The following is a 15,776-nucleotide window of genomic DNA, read 5'->3' as shown; positions in this document are numbered from 1 at the left end:
CGCTTCGTTCAGCTCAGACTCATGATCTGGGCGGCTGAACGGGCGTTCTGGTCGGCTGTTTGCAACATCCGTACCTGGAGGTCGTAGCTGCGCTGGTAATCGATCATCTTCACCAGCTGATCGACCGCGTTGACGTTGCTGGCCTCGAGCGCGCCGCTGGTCAGCTGCACGGCGGCATCGGCCTGGGCCGGCTGGCCGTCGCGCAGGCGGAACAGGCCGTCGTTGCCGCGGTCGAGCTGGCGCTCGTCGGGCCGGACCAGCTTGATGCGGCCGACTTCGTTCGATTGGGAAGGATCGTTGACCGGCGCGGCGCTGATGGTGCCGTCGCGGCCGAAGGTCAGCACGCTGTTCTCGGGGATCACGATCGGGCCGCCGTCGCCGAGCACCGGGTTGCCCTCGCGCGTCTTCAAGAGGCCGGTGGCGTCGATCTCGAGGCTGCCGTTGCGGGTATAGGCTTCGCCGTTGCCGGTCTGCACCGCGAACATGCCCTCGGTGGTCAGCGCAATGTCGAGATCGCGGCCGGTGGTCTGCAGGGTGCCTGGGGTGAAGTCGGAGCCGGTGCTCTGCTCGAGCACGAAGGAACGGCTCTGGTAGCCGGTGCCGCCGACCGCCTGGACGGCGCGGAAGGCCGACAGCTCCTGCTTGAAGCCGGGGGTCGATGCGTTGGCGAGGTTGTTGGCGACCGTGGCCTGCTGCAGGCTCGCCTGCTTGGCGCCGGTCATCGCGACGTAGATAAGCCGATCCATGCGTCTCTCCCTGTGCGGCAAGCTTCGCCGGTCGCCCGGTAAAGCTTGCCGTGTATCCGGCGATCCGCAGGTCGGCGGCGCTCAGGCGCCTTGCCGCTTATCGCAGGTTGATCAGGGTCTGGAGCACCTGGTCCTGCGTGCGGATCGTCTGCGCATTGGCCTGGTAGGACCGCTGCGCGGTGATCATGTCGACCAATTCCTTGGTCAGGTCGATGTTCGAATCCTCGACCGCCCCGACTGCAAGCTGCCGAAATCGCCGCTCCCCGGTACGCCGAGCCGTGCCTGGTTCGAGGCGAAGGTCTCGGCCCAGCGGTTGTCGCCCAAGGGTTGCAGCCCTTGCGGGTTGGCGAAGTTGTACAGCGTGATCTGGCCGACCGTGCGGTTCTGACCGTTCGAGTAGCGGCCGATGATCACCCCGTCCTTGCCGATCGACAGGCCGGTGATGTTGCCGTCGGCGTAGCCGTCCTGGGTCAGCTCGCTGACACCGAACTGGCTGCCGAACTGCGAGGTCCCGGCGAAGCTGGTGTTGAACGCCAGGGGCGACAGCGCACCGCTCGGCGACGGGATCGGGGAACTATAAGCAAGGCTCGTGCCACCGTTGAGATTGCCGACCTGGTCGAAGGTGATGTAGCCCGGATGGGTGACCGGCGTACCGCCGTCGAAGCTGCTCTGCACTTCCCAGGCGTTCACGCCGACCTTGGTGAAGTAGTAGGTCAGCGTGTGCTCGACGCCCTGCGAGTCGTACACCGTGGCCGAGGTCGAGTGGGTGTAGGTCGACGGATCGGTCGGCACCACCGGCGGCGTACTGCGCACCTCGAGCGGCGACGAAGTGAAGGTCGCGGCGTTCTGGGTCAGGCCCTGCAGGTTGATCTTGAAGTCGGCGCCGCCGGCCGCGCCGGTGATGGCGATCGGCGAGCCGCCGCTCAAGAGGCCGGCCTCGTTGAAGGTGACCGGCGAGGGCGTCGGGGTGATGGTGAACGGCGCGCCGTCGATGGTGACCGACGGGGTCCAGGTATTGGCGGCCGCCTTGGTCAGCGTCACGTCGAGCGAGTGGCTGTCGCCGTTGGCGTCGCGGTAGCTGCCGCTGAAGGTGTGCACCGCGCCGACCGCGTCGCCGTTGGGCAGGTTGGAATTGGCCACCATCACGCTCATGTTCTGCGCGGCGGTGTCGTTGACGTTGATCGCGCCGGGCACGGTGCCGCCGGTGATCTCGGTGGCGCCGGAAAAGTTGATGTTGAAATTGAGCGGGGTGTTGCCGTAGGCCGGCGTCGGCGAGGCCAGCGCATAGCTGACGGCGGCCGGCGAGCCCGACTGGATCTGGCCCAGCGCATTGAAGACCAGCGGATTGGCGGAATTGGTGAAGGTGCCGCTGTTGTCGAGGTCGGTGGCGATGTTCCAGCCGCCGCCGGCGAGCTTGGTCAGCTGCACGTCGAGATCGTGGAACTGGCCGGTCGAGTCGGTCACGCGGGTCTGGTAGTTGACCTGGGTGCCGGCCGCCGCGGCGTTGTCCAGCTGCAGGCCGTTGATCGAGACGGTGCTGGTGCCGCGCCCGACCACGTTGCTGCGCGCGTCGAAGTTCATCGCCAGCGTGAGGCCGGCATTGGCCGCGCCCGAGGCGCCGGTGGCCTGGGCGCCGATGTTGGCGGTACGGATCTGGATCGCCTGCGGCGTGGTGCCGGTGATCAATTGGCCGTCGGCGTTCGCCAGGTAGCCGGCCAGCTTGTTGGTGCCGTTGGTGATGTAGCCCTGGCGGTCGAGCTGGAACTGGCCGTTGCGCGAGTAGCTGAAGCCGCCGGCGGTATCGATCAGGCGGAAGAAGCCGTTGCCCTGGATGGCGACGTCGAGCGCATTGTTGGTGGTGCTCAGGTTGCCCTGCGAGAACTGCTGCGCCACCGAGGCGGTACGGCCGCCGATGCCGGTCTGGGTGCTGGTGCCGCCCAGCGTGTTGGCGAAGATATCGGCGAATTCGGCGCGCGAGCCCTTGTAGCCGACGGTGTTGGCATTGGCGACGTTGTTGCCGACCACGTCGAGGAACTTGGAGGCGGCGTTGACGCCGCTCAATCCTTGCTGGAAGCCCATGGTGTTTCTCCTGCTGACTTTTCTGTGCGCGCCTGCCGGCGCCCCGCTTGCCGAATGTTGCCCGCTGCCCCGCTGCGGGGCCGGCGTCTACCTGGAATGACTTACTTGATCTGGGTGACGTCGGAGAACGCCACCGAACGGCCGTCGACCAGCTTGACGTTGACCCCGCCGTTGGCGATCGCGACGCTGTCGACGTCGACGAAGGTGAAGCTCGAGATCTGCTTGGTGCCGCCGTCGGGCAGGTTCATCGAGGCGTCGAGGTAATACTTGCCGGCCGGCATGGCGTTGCCGGCGCTGTTCTTGCCGTCCCACTCGACCGCCTGCCGGCCGGCCTTCTGCTGGCCCAGCGCGATCTCGTCGATCTTCTGCCCGCTGTCGTTGTAGATCGACACGGTGATCAGGCCGCCGCCCTCGGGCACCTCGATCTCGGACTGCACCGCGCCCGAGCCGCTGTAGCGCATGGTGTCGCCCGACACCAGCACCTGCTTGCCGATCAGCCCGGCCGCCTGGAAGGACTGGCCGGCGTTGAAGGTCGACATCATGCTGGTGATGCTGGCGTTGAGGTTGTCGATGCCGGTGACCATGTTGATCTGCGCCATCTGGCTGGTGCTCTGGGCGCTGTCCATCGGGTTCATCGGGTCCTGGTTCTGCAGCTGCGTCATCAGGAGCTTGAGGAAACGGTCCTGCGTTTCCTCGGCATCGCTCTTGTTGTCGCGCGCCTTGTTCAGGTTCTCGAACACGTTGCTGGTGTTGCTGGTGCCGTTGATGGTGCTCATGGCGGTCTACCCGGTTCAGGCCTGGCCGAGCTGCAGGGTGCGCTGCAGCAGGACCTTGGCGGTGTTCATCATGTCGGCGTTGGTCTGGTAGGAGCGCGAGGCCGAGATCATGTTGGTCATCTCTTCCACCACGTTCACATTGGGCATCGCGATGTAGCCGTTGCCGTCGGCCAGCGGATTCTTCGGGTCGTAGACCATGCGCGCCGGGCTCGGGTCTTCCGACACCGTCGCCACCTGCACGCCGACCGCCTGCGGCTGCGAGGCCGTCAGCGGGGTGGCGGCGAACACCACCTGCTTGGCGCGGTAGGGCTGGCCGCTGGAGCTGGTCGCGCTCTCGGCGTTGGCGAGGTTGCTGGCGGTGGCGTTGAGCCGGACCGACTGGGCGGTCATGGCCGAGCCGGCGATGTCGAAGACGCGGAACAGGGACATGGCGGCGTTCCTTATTGCGACTGCAGCGCGGTGCGCATGCCACTGATGCGCTGCTGCAGGAAGGTGAGGCTGGCCTGGTAGCGCACCGCGTTGTCGGTGAAGTTGCGCATCTCGGTGTTCATGTCGACGGTGTTGCCGTCGATCGAGGGCTGGACGTCGTTGCGGTACATCAGGTCGACCTCCAGCGTGCTGTGCGGCTTGCCGGCCAGGTGGCGGCCGTCGGTGCGGGCCAGGCCCATTTCGTTCGAGGCGCCGCGCTGGGCCGCCATCGCGTTGCTCAGCGTCTGGCCGAAGTCGAAGTCGCGCGCCTTGTAGCCCGGCGTATCGGCGTTGGCGATATTGCTGGCGATCACTTCCTGGCGGGTGCCCCTCAGCTTCAGGGCGGCTTCGTTGAAGGCGAAGTAATTGTTCAGGCTGGACAACATGGCAATCTCGCGCACCGTCGGTTCATTTCTGTCGGAGCGATCAAAGCACGCTGCGTGCCAGCTGCCCGATCCCCGTCGATTCAAGCACTTGGCGGCTCAGGGCAAGCGGCAGGCGGGGCCGGCGGCAAGCTTTGCCGGCCGGCGGCGGCAATAAAAAGGCCGACCCGCGGGTCGGCCCTTGCCGGCATGCGGCCCAGCCCTACTTCTTGCCGCCGATCTGCGCGGCGGCGGCCTGCAGCGCATCCTTCGGCTTGGCCGTGCCCTCGGTCACCTGCGGCAGCGCACTGGCCATCGCGGCCCAGAACTTGCCCATCTCGGGATTGGACGGCATCGGCTTGCCCAGGTGGATGTTGTCCATCGAGTTGCGGATATTTTCGTCGTTGTACAGCTGCCAGAACAGCGTGATGTCGGCCGGCACGCCGAGCGGCACGTCGGCGTTCATCGCCTTGAGGCCCTCGACCTTGAGGAGGCCCTGCTCGAGGAAGGCCAGCGCCTCCTTCCGGTTGCGGCTCTTGGCGTTGATCATCGCGCCGAGCACGCCGACGAAGGGCCGCGACGGCTTGCCGCGGACGGTCGGCAACGGTGCCACGCCGAAGTCGATCTTGGCGTTCTTCAGCCCTTCCCAGGCCCACGGCCCGCTGATCATCATCGCCAGCTTGCCGGCGTGCATCTGCTCTTCCATCTGGCCGTAGTTGGCGCCCTTGGGCATCACGCCGCGCTCGATCAGCATGGCCAGCGTCTCCAGCCCGGCCACCGCGCCGGCCTTGGCCACGCCGGTGTCGGTCGGATCGTAGTTGCCGCGGCCGTCGCGGAAGAACGGGTAGCCGCCGTTGGCCGCCAGGAGCGGCCAGGTGAAGTAGGTATTGTTGTAGTCCCACAGGATGGCGTGGGCGCCGCGCTTCTGCAACTGGGCGTCGAGCGCCGGCAGCTCCTCGAAGCTGCGTGGCGGCGTCTTGACCAGGGCCTTGTTGTAGATCAGCCCGACCGCCTCGACCGACAGCGGGTAGCCCCACACCTGGCCGTTCACGGTGAAGGCGTCCCAGGCCACCGAGACGATGTTGCGGCGCGCTTCCTCGGTCGGCGTGATCGGCGCGATCAGGCCGAGCTTGATCCACTCGCCGATGCGGTCGTGCGGCCAGATCCAGACGTCGGGCCCGTTGCCGGCCAGCGCGGCCTGCTGGAACTTGTTCGGCGCGTCGTCGGGATGCTCGACCTTGACGGCGATGCCGGTGCGGCGGGCATAGTCGTCGCCGACCTTCTGGATGCCCTGCCAGCCTTTGTCGCCGTTGATCCAGACGGTGATCGTCTTGCCGGCGGCAAACACCGGTGCGCCGAGCAGCAGGCCGGCGGCGAGGGTCATGAGGGTGGCGGAAAGCAGCCGCCGGCGCGGCTCGAGGGGCAGGGTTGCGCTGGCGGCGGGCAAAGCAGTGCCCTCCGCGTCCTGCATGCGGATCTTCATCGGTCTTCACTCCGTTGTCGGGGAATCGGCGCTCTGCGGCGCCTCGGTGCCGGGATTGGCACCTGCACGCCGCGCGGGCCGTGGCCCGCGCGGTCGTGGTCGGGGCGACCTGGCCTAGCGCGCGTTCACGAGCGCCTTGCAGGTATCGAGCATGCGGTTGGAGAAACCCCACTCGTTGTCGTACCACGCCATCACCTTGACCAGGCGCTTGTTGCTGACCTTGGTCTGGGTGGCGTCGAAGTTCGACGAGGCCGGGTTGTGATTGAAGTCGACCGACACCAGCGGCTTGGTGTTGTAGGTCAGCACGCCGCCGCGCGACTGGGCCGCGGCCGCCTTCACGATCTCGTTCACCTCGGCCACGCTGGTGTCGCGGCCGGCGGTGAACACCAGGTCGACCAGCGAGACGTTGATGGTCGGCACGCGCACCGCCAGGCCGTCGAGCTTGCCGGCCAGTTCGGGGATCACCAGGCCGATCGCGGCGGCGGCGCCGGTCTTGGTCGGGATCATCGACATGGTGGCCGAGCGCGCGCGGCGCAGGTCGCTATGGTAGAGGTCGGTCAGCACCTGGTCGTTGGTATAGCTGTGCACCGTGGTCATCAGGCCCATCTCGACGCCGAGCGCGGCGTGCAGCGGGGCGACCAGCGGGGCCAGGCAGTTGGTGGTGCAGCTGGCGTTGGAGATCACGGTGTGCTCGGCCTTGAGGCTGCCCTCGTTGACGCCGAACACCACGGTGGCATCGACGTCGTCGCCGCCGGGCGCCGAGATGATCACCTTCCTGGCGCCGGCCGCCAGGTGGGCCGAGGCCTTGGCCTTGCTGGTAAAGAGGCCGGTGCACTCGAACACCACGTCGACGCCGAGGTCGGCCCACGGCAGCTGGGCCGGGTCGCGCACGCTGAGGTAGCGGATGCGGTCGCCGTTGACCAGCAGGTGCTCGCCTTCGTAGCCGACGTCGGCGCGGAACTTGCCGTGCACGGTGTCGTACTCGGTCAGGTGGGCGTTCACCTCGATCTCGCCGAGGTTGTTGATGGCGACGATCTCGAACTCGTCGCGCCGGTTGTTCTCGTAGAGGCCGCGCAACACGTTGCGGCCGATGCGGCCGTAGCCGTTGATGGCGATGCGGATGGTCATGGCTTGCTCCTAATGGTGCCTGGATTGAGTTGCGGCGCCGTATGGGCGCTCTGCTTGTATTCGTCTTGGCCTCTGCGGGCCGCTTCACTCCGAAATCCTGCGAACCCGGCCGGCGCCGCGGCGCCGGCCGGCTTCAGGGCATTTCCCGGCCCATGGCCGCTTCCAGCAGTTCGAACCACTGCTGCCGGTCGAGTTCGATGCGCCGGGCCTCGACCAGTTGGCGGATGCGCTCGGCCTTGCCGCTGCCGAGCACCGGGTGGATGCGCGCCGGATGGCGCAGCAGCCAGGCGATGGCCAGCTGTTCGCGCGTCGCGCCGAGCTCTTCGCCCAGCCGCGCCAGCACCCGGCCCAGCGGCGTATCGACCGGCTCGGCCGCCAGCCGGCCGCCGCCGAGCGGCGACCAGGCCTGCGGCATGGCGCGCAGACGCTGGCACTGGTCGAGCGTACCGTCGAACAGCGATGTAGTGTGCAAGAGCGAGACTTCAATCTGGTTGGCCGCCAGCGGCGACTCCAGGCGGCTCTGCAGCAGGTCGAGCTGGTGCGGCAGGAAGTTGGACACGCCGAAGGCCGCCACCTTGCCGCTGCGCTGCAGCGCACCGAACGCCTCGGCGATCTCGTCGGCGTCCATCAGCGGATCGGGCCGGTGGATCAGCAACAGGTCGAGCCGTTCGGCGCCGGTAGCGGCCAGCGAATGCTCGACCGAGGCCACGATGTGGGCGCGGCCGGTGTTGTAGTGCTTGACCCGGTGGGCCGGCCGCGCCGCCGACACCAGCGCGATGCCGCACTTGGAGATCAGCTTGAGGCGCGGCCTGAGCGCCGGCCGGGCCGCCAGCGCGGCGCCGAACATCGCCTCGCACTGGTAGCCGGTGTAGATGTCGGCCAGGTCGAAGGTGTCGATGCCGAGCTCGAGGCAGGCCTCGATCAGGTCGGCCACGCCGGCCGGGCTCAGGCCCCAGTCGCCGATGCGCCACATGCCCATGATCAGGCGCGAGAAATTCAGGTCCATGTTCCGTTTTCCATCGTGATTCGAATCGGTGCGCGCCGCGGCTGTGGGTTACGTCACCGTAGGAGCGGCTTCAGCCGCGAATGGCGATCCGTGATGCGCCGGCCATTCGCGGCTGAAGCCGCTCCTACAGGCGCATCCGTTTCGGCCGGCCGCGCTTCCCGGCTAGGGCTGGGCGGATTCGAGCAGCACCGTGCCGGCCGCCTCCAGCTCGACCACGCCGCCGGCCACCTTGGCGGTCACGCCGCTGTAAGCGTCGCGCACCGTCTCGCCGTCGCGGAACGCGCCGCCGACCGGCAGGCTGACCGCGCCGCGGGCGAACGGCGCCGCCACCACGCGGTCGGCGCCGGCCACGCGCGAGAACACGTAGGGCGCGTCGCCGAGCTTCTGGTGCTTGCCGCGCGCCAGCGCGACGTGGCGGGCACGGAACTGGCCGAGCTTCTGCCAGTGCGCCAGCACGCGCGCGTCGAGGCTGGCCCAGTTCATGTCCGAGCGGGTCGACTGCTGCGGATCGCCGGCGCTGGCCGGGCCGTCGGGCCGCGCGCTCTCGTCGCCGTAGTAGATCTGCACCCCGCCCGGCGCCAGCAGCAGCGCGCTGCCGGCCTCGATCAGGCGGTCGCGCCGGTACAGCCGGGTATCGTGCGAGGAGATGTAGGACAGCACGTCGAACGAGGCGCCGCCGCTGCGGCCGGCGGCCAGGTTGCGGGCGTAGCCGGCGTACATGTCGTCGAGCGCGGCCGCGTCGTCGAGCTTGCGGTCCTGCAGGTCGAAGTTGAGCAGGCTGTCGAAGCCGTTGTCGAAATAGGCATCGCGCTCGACCCCGTGCGGGAACACCTCGCCGACCATCCAGAACGGCGCGTCGTCGATCTTCTTGGCCGGGTTGGCCGCCTTCCAGTCGGCCAGCGCGGCGTTGCCGCCGGCCTTGAGCGCGGCCCAGGAGGCCAGTTCGACGTGCTTGGCGGTATCGCAGCGGAAGCCGTCGATACCGTAGTCGCGCACCCAGTCGGTCAGCCACTTGACCAGGTAGTCGCGCACCGTGGCGTTGGGCAGCTCGGTCGCGCGGGTATCCGTCTTCTTCTTGAGGAAGGCCGGCAGGCCGACCGCCTTGGTCGAACTGGTCTTGAAATCGGGCAGGAAGGCCAGCTGCATGGTCAGGTCGTCGCTGCCGCCGGCGGTGTAGCCGTTGAGGCCGGCGCGCACCCAGTCGCCGCCCCACCACTCGGCCCACTTGTCGCGCTCGGCGTTGTAGTCGATCCAGCCGTGGTAGTCCTTCAGCGTGTACTGCTCGTGCGCACCTTTCCACAGCACCGGGATGTTCAGCTGGTGGGCGGTCTCGACGTCGAGGTAGCCCGGGTGGTTCATCACGATGTCGAACAGCACGCGCACGCCCTGGGCGTGGGCGGTGTCGACGAATTCACGCAGCTCGTCCGGCGTGCCCATATTGCGGTCGAGCACGGTGTAGTCGAGCGCGAAATAGCCGTGGTAGGCGTAGTGCTTGAACTCGGCCTTGCCGCCCTGCACCCAGCCGTGGATCTGCTCGTAGGGCGCGGTGATCCAGATCGCGTTGACGCCGAGCTGCTTGAAGTAGCCTTCCTTGAGCTTGGCGGTCAGGCCGGCCAGGTCGCCGCCGTGGAAGGTGCCGATCTCCTGCGCGCCGTCCTTCTGCCGGCCGTAGCTGCCGTCGTTGGCCGGATTGCCGTTGAGGAAGCGGTCGGTGATCGCGAAGTAGACGATCGGATTGGCGGCGAAGTCGTTCCTGGGCGCGGCGGTCGCGACCTGGGCAGCGGCCGCCGGTGCGTCGGGTGAGGCCGATTGCGGCGTGCCGGCGCAGGCGGCCAGCAGCAGGACGGACAGGCAGGAAGCAGCGAGCAGGGTCGGTTTCATGGGCATCTCGAGGCGATAAAAAGGGTGGGCCGAGCCCACCCCGGAGCGGCGGCCGGACTACTTCGCGGCAGCCAGCGCTTCTTCCTTGCTCTTGTAGATGTTGGCGTCGCCCGACACCACCCAGGCTTCCTTGATCTCCTTGGTGTCGAAGGCCTGGTCCTTGCCCTTCTGATCCTTGGTATCGCCCTTGTGGATGATGTAGTTCACCGTCGCCGTACTACCGAAATCCTTGATCGCCAGCCGCCAGTAGACGCCGAAGTCGTCCTGGCCGTCGGGCTTGAGCGGCGAGAACCAACTCACGCCGTCGAGCGGCTGGTCGCTGGCGCCCGGCGCGCGCTTCCAGGCGTGCAGGCCCCACTTGTCGTACTTGCCGTCGGGGCGGTGGTAATGCAGGTCGACGAAGCCCTCGGGCGGCGCGGCGAAGGCCGGCACGGCGGCCAGCAGCACGGCGGCCAGCAGGGTCTTGAGGAAGGAACGCTTGCTCGTCATGGTCATCACTCCGTTGTTGGTTTAAGCATCCGTTTTCGAACTTCGGCCGGATGGCGCCGTGACCCGCCCCGTAGGAGCGGCTTCAGCCGCGAATGGCCAGGGTGGATCGGAAGCATTCGCGGCTGAAGCCGCTCCTACGGTGCTTCCGGCCAGCCGCGCCGGGTCAGCCTTTCACGCCGCCGGCGGTCAGGCCCGAGATCATCCATTTCTGCGCCAGGAGGAACACCACGGTGATCGGCAGGCCCGACAGGATGGCCGCCGCGGCGAAGTCGCCCCACAGGTATTTCTGCTCGTAGAGGAACATCTTGGAGCCGACCGCCAGCGTCAGCTGGTTCTGCTCCTTGAGCAGCACCGAGGCGATCGGGTACTCGATGATTCCCTGGATGAAGGCCAGCAGGAACACCACCATCAGGATCGGCACCGCCATCGGCAGCAGCACGTGGCGGAAGGCCTGGAACGGCGTCGCGCCGTCGACCTTGGCGGCCTCCTCGATCTCGACCGGGATCGTGTCGAAGTAGCCCTTGATGGTCCAGATATGCAGCGCGATGCCGCCGGTGTAGGCCAGGATCAGGCCGCCGTGGGTGTCGATGCCGAGCCAGGGCACGTAGTTGCCGATCTGGTCGAAGATCGCGTAGATCGCCACCAGCGCCAGCACGGTCGGGAACATCTGCATCAGCAGCAGGCTGTTGATCAGCTGCGCCTTGAACACGAAGCGCATGCGGGCGAAGGCGTAGGCGCAGGTGGTCGACAGCACCAGGCCGATGAAGCCCGAGATGGCGGCGATCTTGATCGAGTTCCACAGCCACAGGAGCACCGGGAATTCCGGCGTGACCAGCTGGCCGTCTGGCCCCTGGTAGGACATGCCGAGTGCCAGCTTCCAGTGCTCCAGGCTGATCTGCGACGGGATCAGGTCGCCGGTGGCGAAGTTGCCGGGCCGAAGGCTGATCAGCAGGATCATCAGAAAGGGGAACATGATCAGCGAGATGAAGCTGATCAGTCCGAGATGGGCGGCGATCACGCGCCAGCGGTGCGATTTGTCGAGGACGACGGCCATGGCGATTTCCTTATGCGACGGTCGAGGCAGCCACGCTCGAGCGCAGCGAGGCTCCCTCTTGCCCACCCCGCAAAGTCTGTGACTTTGCAGGGACCCCAGGGCGGCGAGGGCGGGGGGAGTCGGATTGGATGAGCAAGCCAGCGGTAGAGCTGACTCTTCCTTCGAGCGCCCGGCTTTGCCGGGTGCCTGCCCTGCAGATTGATATCCGATGCATGGCTCAGCGGCTTTCCGCGTTCACTTTGGTGAGCCGCAGATTGACGAGCGAGAGGATGGCGACCATCACGAAGATCACCGTCGAGATGGCGGCCGCGAGGCCGAAGTTCTGGCCCGAATCCTGGAAGGCGATGCGGTAGGTGTAGGACACCAGGAGGTCGGTGGTCCCCGCCGGCACCGTGGTGTCGAGGAAGTCGGGCCGGCCGTTGGTCAGCAGCGCGATCAGCACGAAGTTGTTGAAATTGAAGGCGAACGCGGAAATCAGCAGCGGCGTGATCGGCCGCGCGATCAAGGGCAGCGTGATCTTGAAGAAGTTGGTCAGCGGCCCCGCGCCGGCGATCGCCGAGGCCTCGTACAGGTCGGCCGGGATCGCTTTGATCAGGCCCATGCACAGCACCATCATGTACGGGTAGCCGAGCCAGGTATTGACGATCAGGATCATCACCTTGGCCAGGAACGGATCGGTGAACCAGTTCGGCTTGATGCCCAGCAACTGGCTCAGGATCAGGTTGATCTCGCCCGAGTTCTCGCTGAACAGGCCCTTGAACACCAGGATCGAGATGAAGCCCGGCACCGCGTAGGGCAGGAACAGGAACACGCGGTAGACGGCGCGGAAGCGCAGCGCTTCCCAGTTCAGCACCACCGCCAGCACCACGCCGACGGCGAAGGTGAACACCACGGTCAGGCCGGCGAACACCACGGTCCAGCCGAAGATGCGCAGGAAAGGCTCGCTGAACGAGCGCTCGCTGAAGATGCGCTTGAAGTTGTCGACGCCGACGCCGACCTTGAAGCCCGGCTGCACCGCTTCGCCGGCCGATTCGAAGAAGCCGGTGGTGAAGTTGGGCTTGAGCACCGTGCCGTCCTGCTTGTTGGTGAACGAGCCGTCGGCATTGGCGACATAGAGCTTCTGCACCGGCGCGAACTCGCGCAGGCCGGCCGCGCTGGCCTCCAGCCCGCTCGGCAGCTTCACCTTCACCAGCTTGAGCACCTTGAGGTTCTGGATCAGCGTCTTGATCTCGGCCGGCTCGCCCAAGGGCGCGTCGCTCGGCTCGACGCGCTTGGCGGTCACCGTCAGCGGCGCGGCCTGCTTGAGCGCCAGCGAAGGCGTGACGAACACGTCGCCGTTGTCGTTCTCGAGCCGGATGCGGTAAGCCTCGCCGTCGGCATGCAGCGTGAAGGCGTAGCGCTCGCCCTCGACGGTGAAGGTCTCGTCGAGGAAGTACTGGCGCGCCCGCTCGTAGCTCAGCAGGTTCTTCGAGCTGTAGTTGGTGAAGCCGATGGCGAAGGTGTAGATCAGCGGGAACAGCACGAACACGATGGCCGCCAAGAGCCCCGGGAACAGGTAGCGGTAGGCGTAGGCCCGGCCGGAGCTGTAGACGAACACGGCGAAGCCGAGGATGCCGAGGCAGATCACCGCCAGCACCGGCTGCCCGGCGGCGTACATCTTGAAGGTCAGGTAGAGCCCTGCCAGCAGGAGGATGCCCGCCAGCGCGAGCAATACCCAGTGTTCCAGCTTGCGCGTCATTGCTTTGGTCTCGGTCTCGTTGCGTTTTTATATGTGTGGCTTTTCCGAGCGGGCTGGCCTGGCGGCGGCCGGGGCCACGGGCCTACGAACCCGACTTACTGCGGCGGCATGTGCCGGGCCGGTCAACCCGCTCGGAAAAGGCCTCCCTCGCGGAAGGCCGGCCGCCCTCCCCTGCGGGACGGCGGCCTTGCTGCGACTGCTGACTGCTTACTGACCCTTGATCCGCTTGGCGGCGGCGTCGAGGCCTTCCTTCGGCGACTGGCGGCCGCCGGTGATGTTCTGCAGCGCGGCAGCCATCGACGACCAGAAGCGGCCCATTTCCGGGTTGTTCGGCATCGGCGCACCGGCCTGGGCCGAAGCCATGGTGGCCTTGATGTTGGCGTCGCCGGCCAGCTCCTTGAAGAAGGCCTTGTTGGCCGGGGTGCCCAGCGGCACGTCGGCGTTGATGGTCTTCAGGCCGTTCACGCTCAGCAGGTAGTTCTCGATGAAGTCGACCGCCACTTCCTTGTTCGCCGAGGCGCGGTTGATCATGCAGCCGAGCACGCCGACGAAGGGCGCGGCCTTCTTGCCGCCCACGCTCGGGATCGGCGCCACGCCGAAGTTGATCTTGGCGGTCTTGAGGTTGTCCCACGACCACGGGCCGTTGATCATCATCGCCACGTTGCCCTTGGCCATGCCGGCTTCCATCTCGGCGTAGCCCGAGCCCTTGGGCATCACGCCGCCGTCGATCAGCGCGCGCAGCGTCTCGACGCCCTTGAGCGCGCCGGCGTTGTTGACGCCGGTGTCGGTCGGGTCGTAGTTGCCGTCAGCCTTGAGCTTGAAGGCGTAGCCGCCGCCGGCGGCCAGCAGCGGCCAGGTGAAGTAGGTGTTGTTGTAGTCCCACAGGATGGCCTTCTTGCCCTGGGCCGACAGCTTCTTGTCCAGCGCGGCGATCTCTTCGAAGGTCTTGGGCGGGTTCGGCACCAGATCCTTGTTGTAGACCAGCGCCACGGCCTCGATCGAGATCGGGTAGCCCCAGGTCTTGCCGCCGATGGTGAAGGCCTTCCAGGCCAGCGGATCGATCTCGTCGCGCACCTTCTTGGACGGCGTCACCGGTTGCAGCAGGCCGGCACCGACCCACTCGCCGGCGCGGTCGTGCGGCCAGCACCAGATGTCCGGGCCCTTGCCGGCCGCGGCGGCCTGCTGGAACTTGTTCGGGGCGTCTTCCGGGTGTTCGACGGTCAGGCTGACGCCGGACTTCTTGGCGTACTCGTCGCCGACCTTCTGCACGCCGTTGTAGCCTTTGTCGCCGTTGATCCACAGCAGCAGCTTGCCGGCGTCGGCCGCGTGGGCCACGCCGAAGCCGGATGCCAGCGCGGCGGCAATCAGGGTTTTGCTCAGGGTCATGATCACTCCATTCGTATTGTGGTTTGGTGGTACAGCAGTCCCGGCAGGGTGCGAGGCCCGCCGGTGACTACGCTTTAACCCGCTGGAAGGCGATTCCAGCTTCGTTAAACAGATAGCAGCGGCCCGGCGGCAGGCCGATCTGCAGGGTCTCGCCCGGCTTGGCGTCGTGCTCGGCGTCGGCGCGCACCACCAGCGGCTCGGCCGCGCCGGCCACCTGCAGGTAGAAGATGGTGGCTTCGCCGAGGTGCTCGACCGCGATCACCTGGCCGCCGACCGAGCTGACGGTGCCGTCGAAGGCGACATGCTCGGGCCGGATGCCGAGCGTGACCTTGCCGCCGACCTGGCCGTCGCGCGCGTCGACCGCCACCGTCACGCTCGAGCCGTCGGCCAGTTGCACCGTGGCCTGGCCCTCGCCCGCGGCGGTCAGCTTGCCCTCGATGAAGTTCATCTTGGGCGAGCCGATGAAGCCGGCCACGAACAGGTTGCGCGGATGGTGGTAGAGCTCCAGCGGCGAGCCGACCTGCTCGACGTTGCCGGCGTTGAGCACCACGATGCGGTCGGCCAGCGTCATCGCCTCGACCTGGTCGTGGGTGACGTAGACCATGGTGGTCTTCAGCTCGCGGTGCAGCTTGGTGATCTCGATGCGCATCTGCACGCGCAGCGCGGCGTCGAGGTTGGACAGCGGCTCGTCGAACAGGAACACGTTGGGCTTGCGCACGATGGCGCGGCCGATCGCCACGCGCTGGCGCTGGCCGCCGGACAGGGCCTTGGGCTTGCGCTCGAGCAGGTGCTCGATCTGCAGGATCTTGGCGGCGCGGTCGACCGCGGTCTTCATCTCTTTCTTGTCGACGCCGGCCAGCTTCAGGCCGAAGGCCATGTTCTCGGCCACCGTCATGTGCGGGTAGAGCGCGTAGCTCTGGAACACCATGGCGACGCCGCGCTTGGACGGCGGCGTGTCGTTGCAGCGCTCGCCGCCGATGGTGAGCTCGCCCGAGGTGATGTCCTCCAGGCCGGCGATGGTGCGCAGCAAGGTGGACTTGCCGCAGCCCGAGGGACCGACGAAGACGACGAATTCGCCGTCCTTGATATCGAGATCGATGCCGTGCAGGGTCTCGATCTCGCCGAACGATTTGCGGATGCCGCGCAGGACGACTTCGGCCATGTTTGCTCTGCTCCGTGT

The 15,776-nt window shown here is 67.1% G+C and carries 15 protein-coding genes; all 15 read right to left on the bottom strand.

What is annotated here, in order from left to right:
• Positions 1-8: 8 nt before the first annotated feature.
• Positions 9-746: a flagellar basal-body rod protein FlgF gene (gene flgF / locus H9L41_RS09670; RefSeq protein WP_028446745.1), complete on the bottom strand. Its 738-nt coding sequence runs from the start codon at positions 744-746 to the stop codon at positions 9-11.
• A 97-nt stretch (positions 747-843) separates the two neighbouring features.
• On the bottom strand, positions 844-933 hold the full coding sequence (locus tag H9L41_RS24525; protein ID WP_373282105.1) for a flagellar basal body rod C-terminal domain-containing protein: 90 nt from the start codon (positions 931-933) through the stop codon (positions 844-846).
• A 17-nt stretch (positions 934-950) separates the two neighbouring features.
• Positions 951-2,825, bottom strand: a complete 1,875-nt coding sequence (locus H9L41_RS09660) for a flagellar hook protein FlgE (protein ID WP_187523778.1) — start codon at positions 2,823-2,825, stop codon at positions 951-953.
• Between the two features lie 101 nt (positions 2,826-2,926).
• Entirely contained in the window at positions 2,927-3,601 is a 675-nt protein-coding gene (locus tag H9L41_RS09655) for a flagellar hook assembly protein FlgD (protein WP_028446743.1), read from the bottom strand.
• Positions 3,602-3,616: 15 nt separating this feature from the next.
• On the bottom strand, positions 3,617-4,030 hold the full coding sequence (flgC, locus tag H9L41_RS09650) for a flagellar basal body rod protein FlgC (protein WP_028446742.1): 414 nt from the start codon (positions 4,028-4,030) through the stop codon (positions 3,617-3,619).
• A gap of 11 nt (positions 4,031-4,041) precedes the next feature.
• Positions 4,042-4,455 (bottom strand): flagellar basal body rod protein FlgB, encoded by a 414-nt coding sequence (flgB, locus tag H9L41_RS09645; RefSeq protein WP_028446741.1) that lies wholly within the window; start codon positions 4,453-4,455, stop codon positions 4,042-4,044.
• Between the two features lie 199 nt (positions 4,456-4,654).
• Entirely contained in the window at positions 4,655-5,815 is a 1,161-nt protein-coding gene (malE, locus tag H9L41_RS09640; protein WP_034607328.1) for a maltose/maltodextrin ABC transporter substrate-binding protein MalE, read from the bottom strand.
• Positions 5,816-6,028: 213 nt separating this feature from the next.
• Entirely contained in the window at positions 6,029-7,042 is a 1,014-nt protein-coding gene (gene gap / locus H9L41_RS09635) for a type I glyceraldehyde-3-phosphate dehydrogenase (protein ID WP_028446739.1), read from the bottom strand.
• 133 nt (positions 7,043-7,175) lie between these two features.
• On the bottom strand, positions 7,176-8,048 hold the full coding sequence (locus tag H9L41_RS09630; protein ID WP_028446738.1) for an aldo/keto reductase: 873 nt from the start codon (positions 8,046-8,048) through the stop codon (positions 7,176-7,178).
• Positions 8,049-8,210: 162 nt separating this feature from the next.
• The gene (locus H9L41_RS09625; protein ID WP_028446737.1) at positions 8,211-9,929 is read right to left on the bottom strand and encodes an alpha-amylase family glycosyl hydrolase; all 1,719 of its coding nucleotides are present in this window, start codon (positions 9,927-9,929) and stop codon (positions 8,211-8,213) included.
• A gap of 57 nt (positions 9,930-9,986) precedes the next feature.
• The gene (locus H9L41_RS09620) at positions 9,987-10,418 is read right to left on the bottom strand and encodes a pullulanase-associated domain-containing protein (RefSeq protein ID WP_034607326.1); all 432 of its coding nucleotides are present in this window, start codon (positions 10,416-10,418) and stop codon (positions 9,987-9,989) included.
• Between the two features lie 163 nt (positions 10,419-10,581).
• Positions 10,582-11,472: a maltose ABC transporter permease MalG gene (gene malG / locus H9L41_RS09615; RefSeq protein ID WP_028446735.1), complete on the bottom strand. Its 891-nt coding sequence runs from the start codon at positions 11,470-11,472 to the stop codon at positions 10,582-10,584.
• Between the two features lie 217 nt (positions 11,473-11,689).
• Positions 11,690-13,210, bottom strand: a complete 1,521-nt coding sequence (gene malF / locus H9L41_RS09610) for a maltose ABC transporter permease MalF (protein WP_051319111.1) — start codon at positions 13,208-13,210, stop codon at positions 11,690-11,692.
• Positions 13,211-13,417: 207 nt separating this feature from the next.
• Positions 13,418-14,596, bottom strand: coding sequence for a maltose/maltodextrin ABC transporter substrate-binding protein MalE (malE, locus tag H9L41_RS09605; protein ID WP_028446733.1), 1,179 nt, complete (start codon positions 14,594-14,596; stop codon positions 13,418-13,420).
• A gap of 67 nt (positions 14,597-14,663) precedes the next feature.
• Positions 14,664-15,758: an ABC transporter ATP-binding protein gene (locus H9L41_RS09600; RefSeq protein ID WP_028446732.1), complete on the bottom strand. Its 1,095-nt coding sequence runs from the start codon at positions 15,756-15,758 to the stop codon at positions 14,664-14,666.
• Between the last annotated feature and the right edge of the window lie 18 nt (positions 15,759-15,776).

Source organism: Chitinimonas koreensis, assembly GCF_014353015.1.
Classification (GTDB): domain Bacteria; phylum Pseudomonadota; class Gammaproteobacteria; order Burkholderiales; family Chitinimonadaceae; genus Chitinimonas; species Chitinimonas koreensis.
The sequence above is the reverse complement of the archived record's forward strand: the minus strand, read 5'-3'. Positions and strand labels throughout refer to the sequence as shown.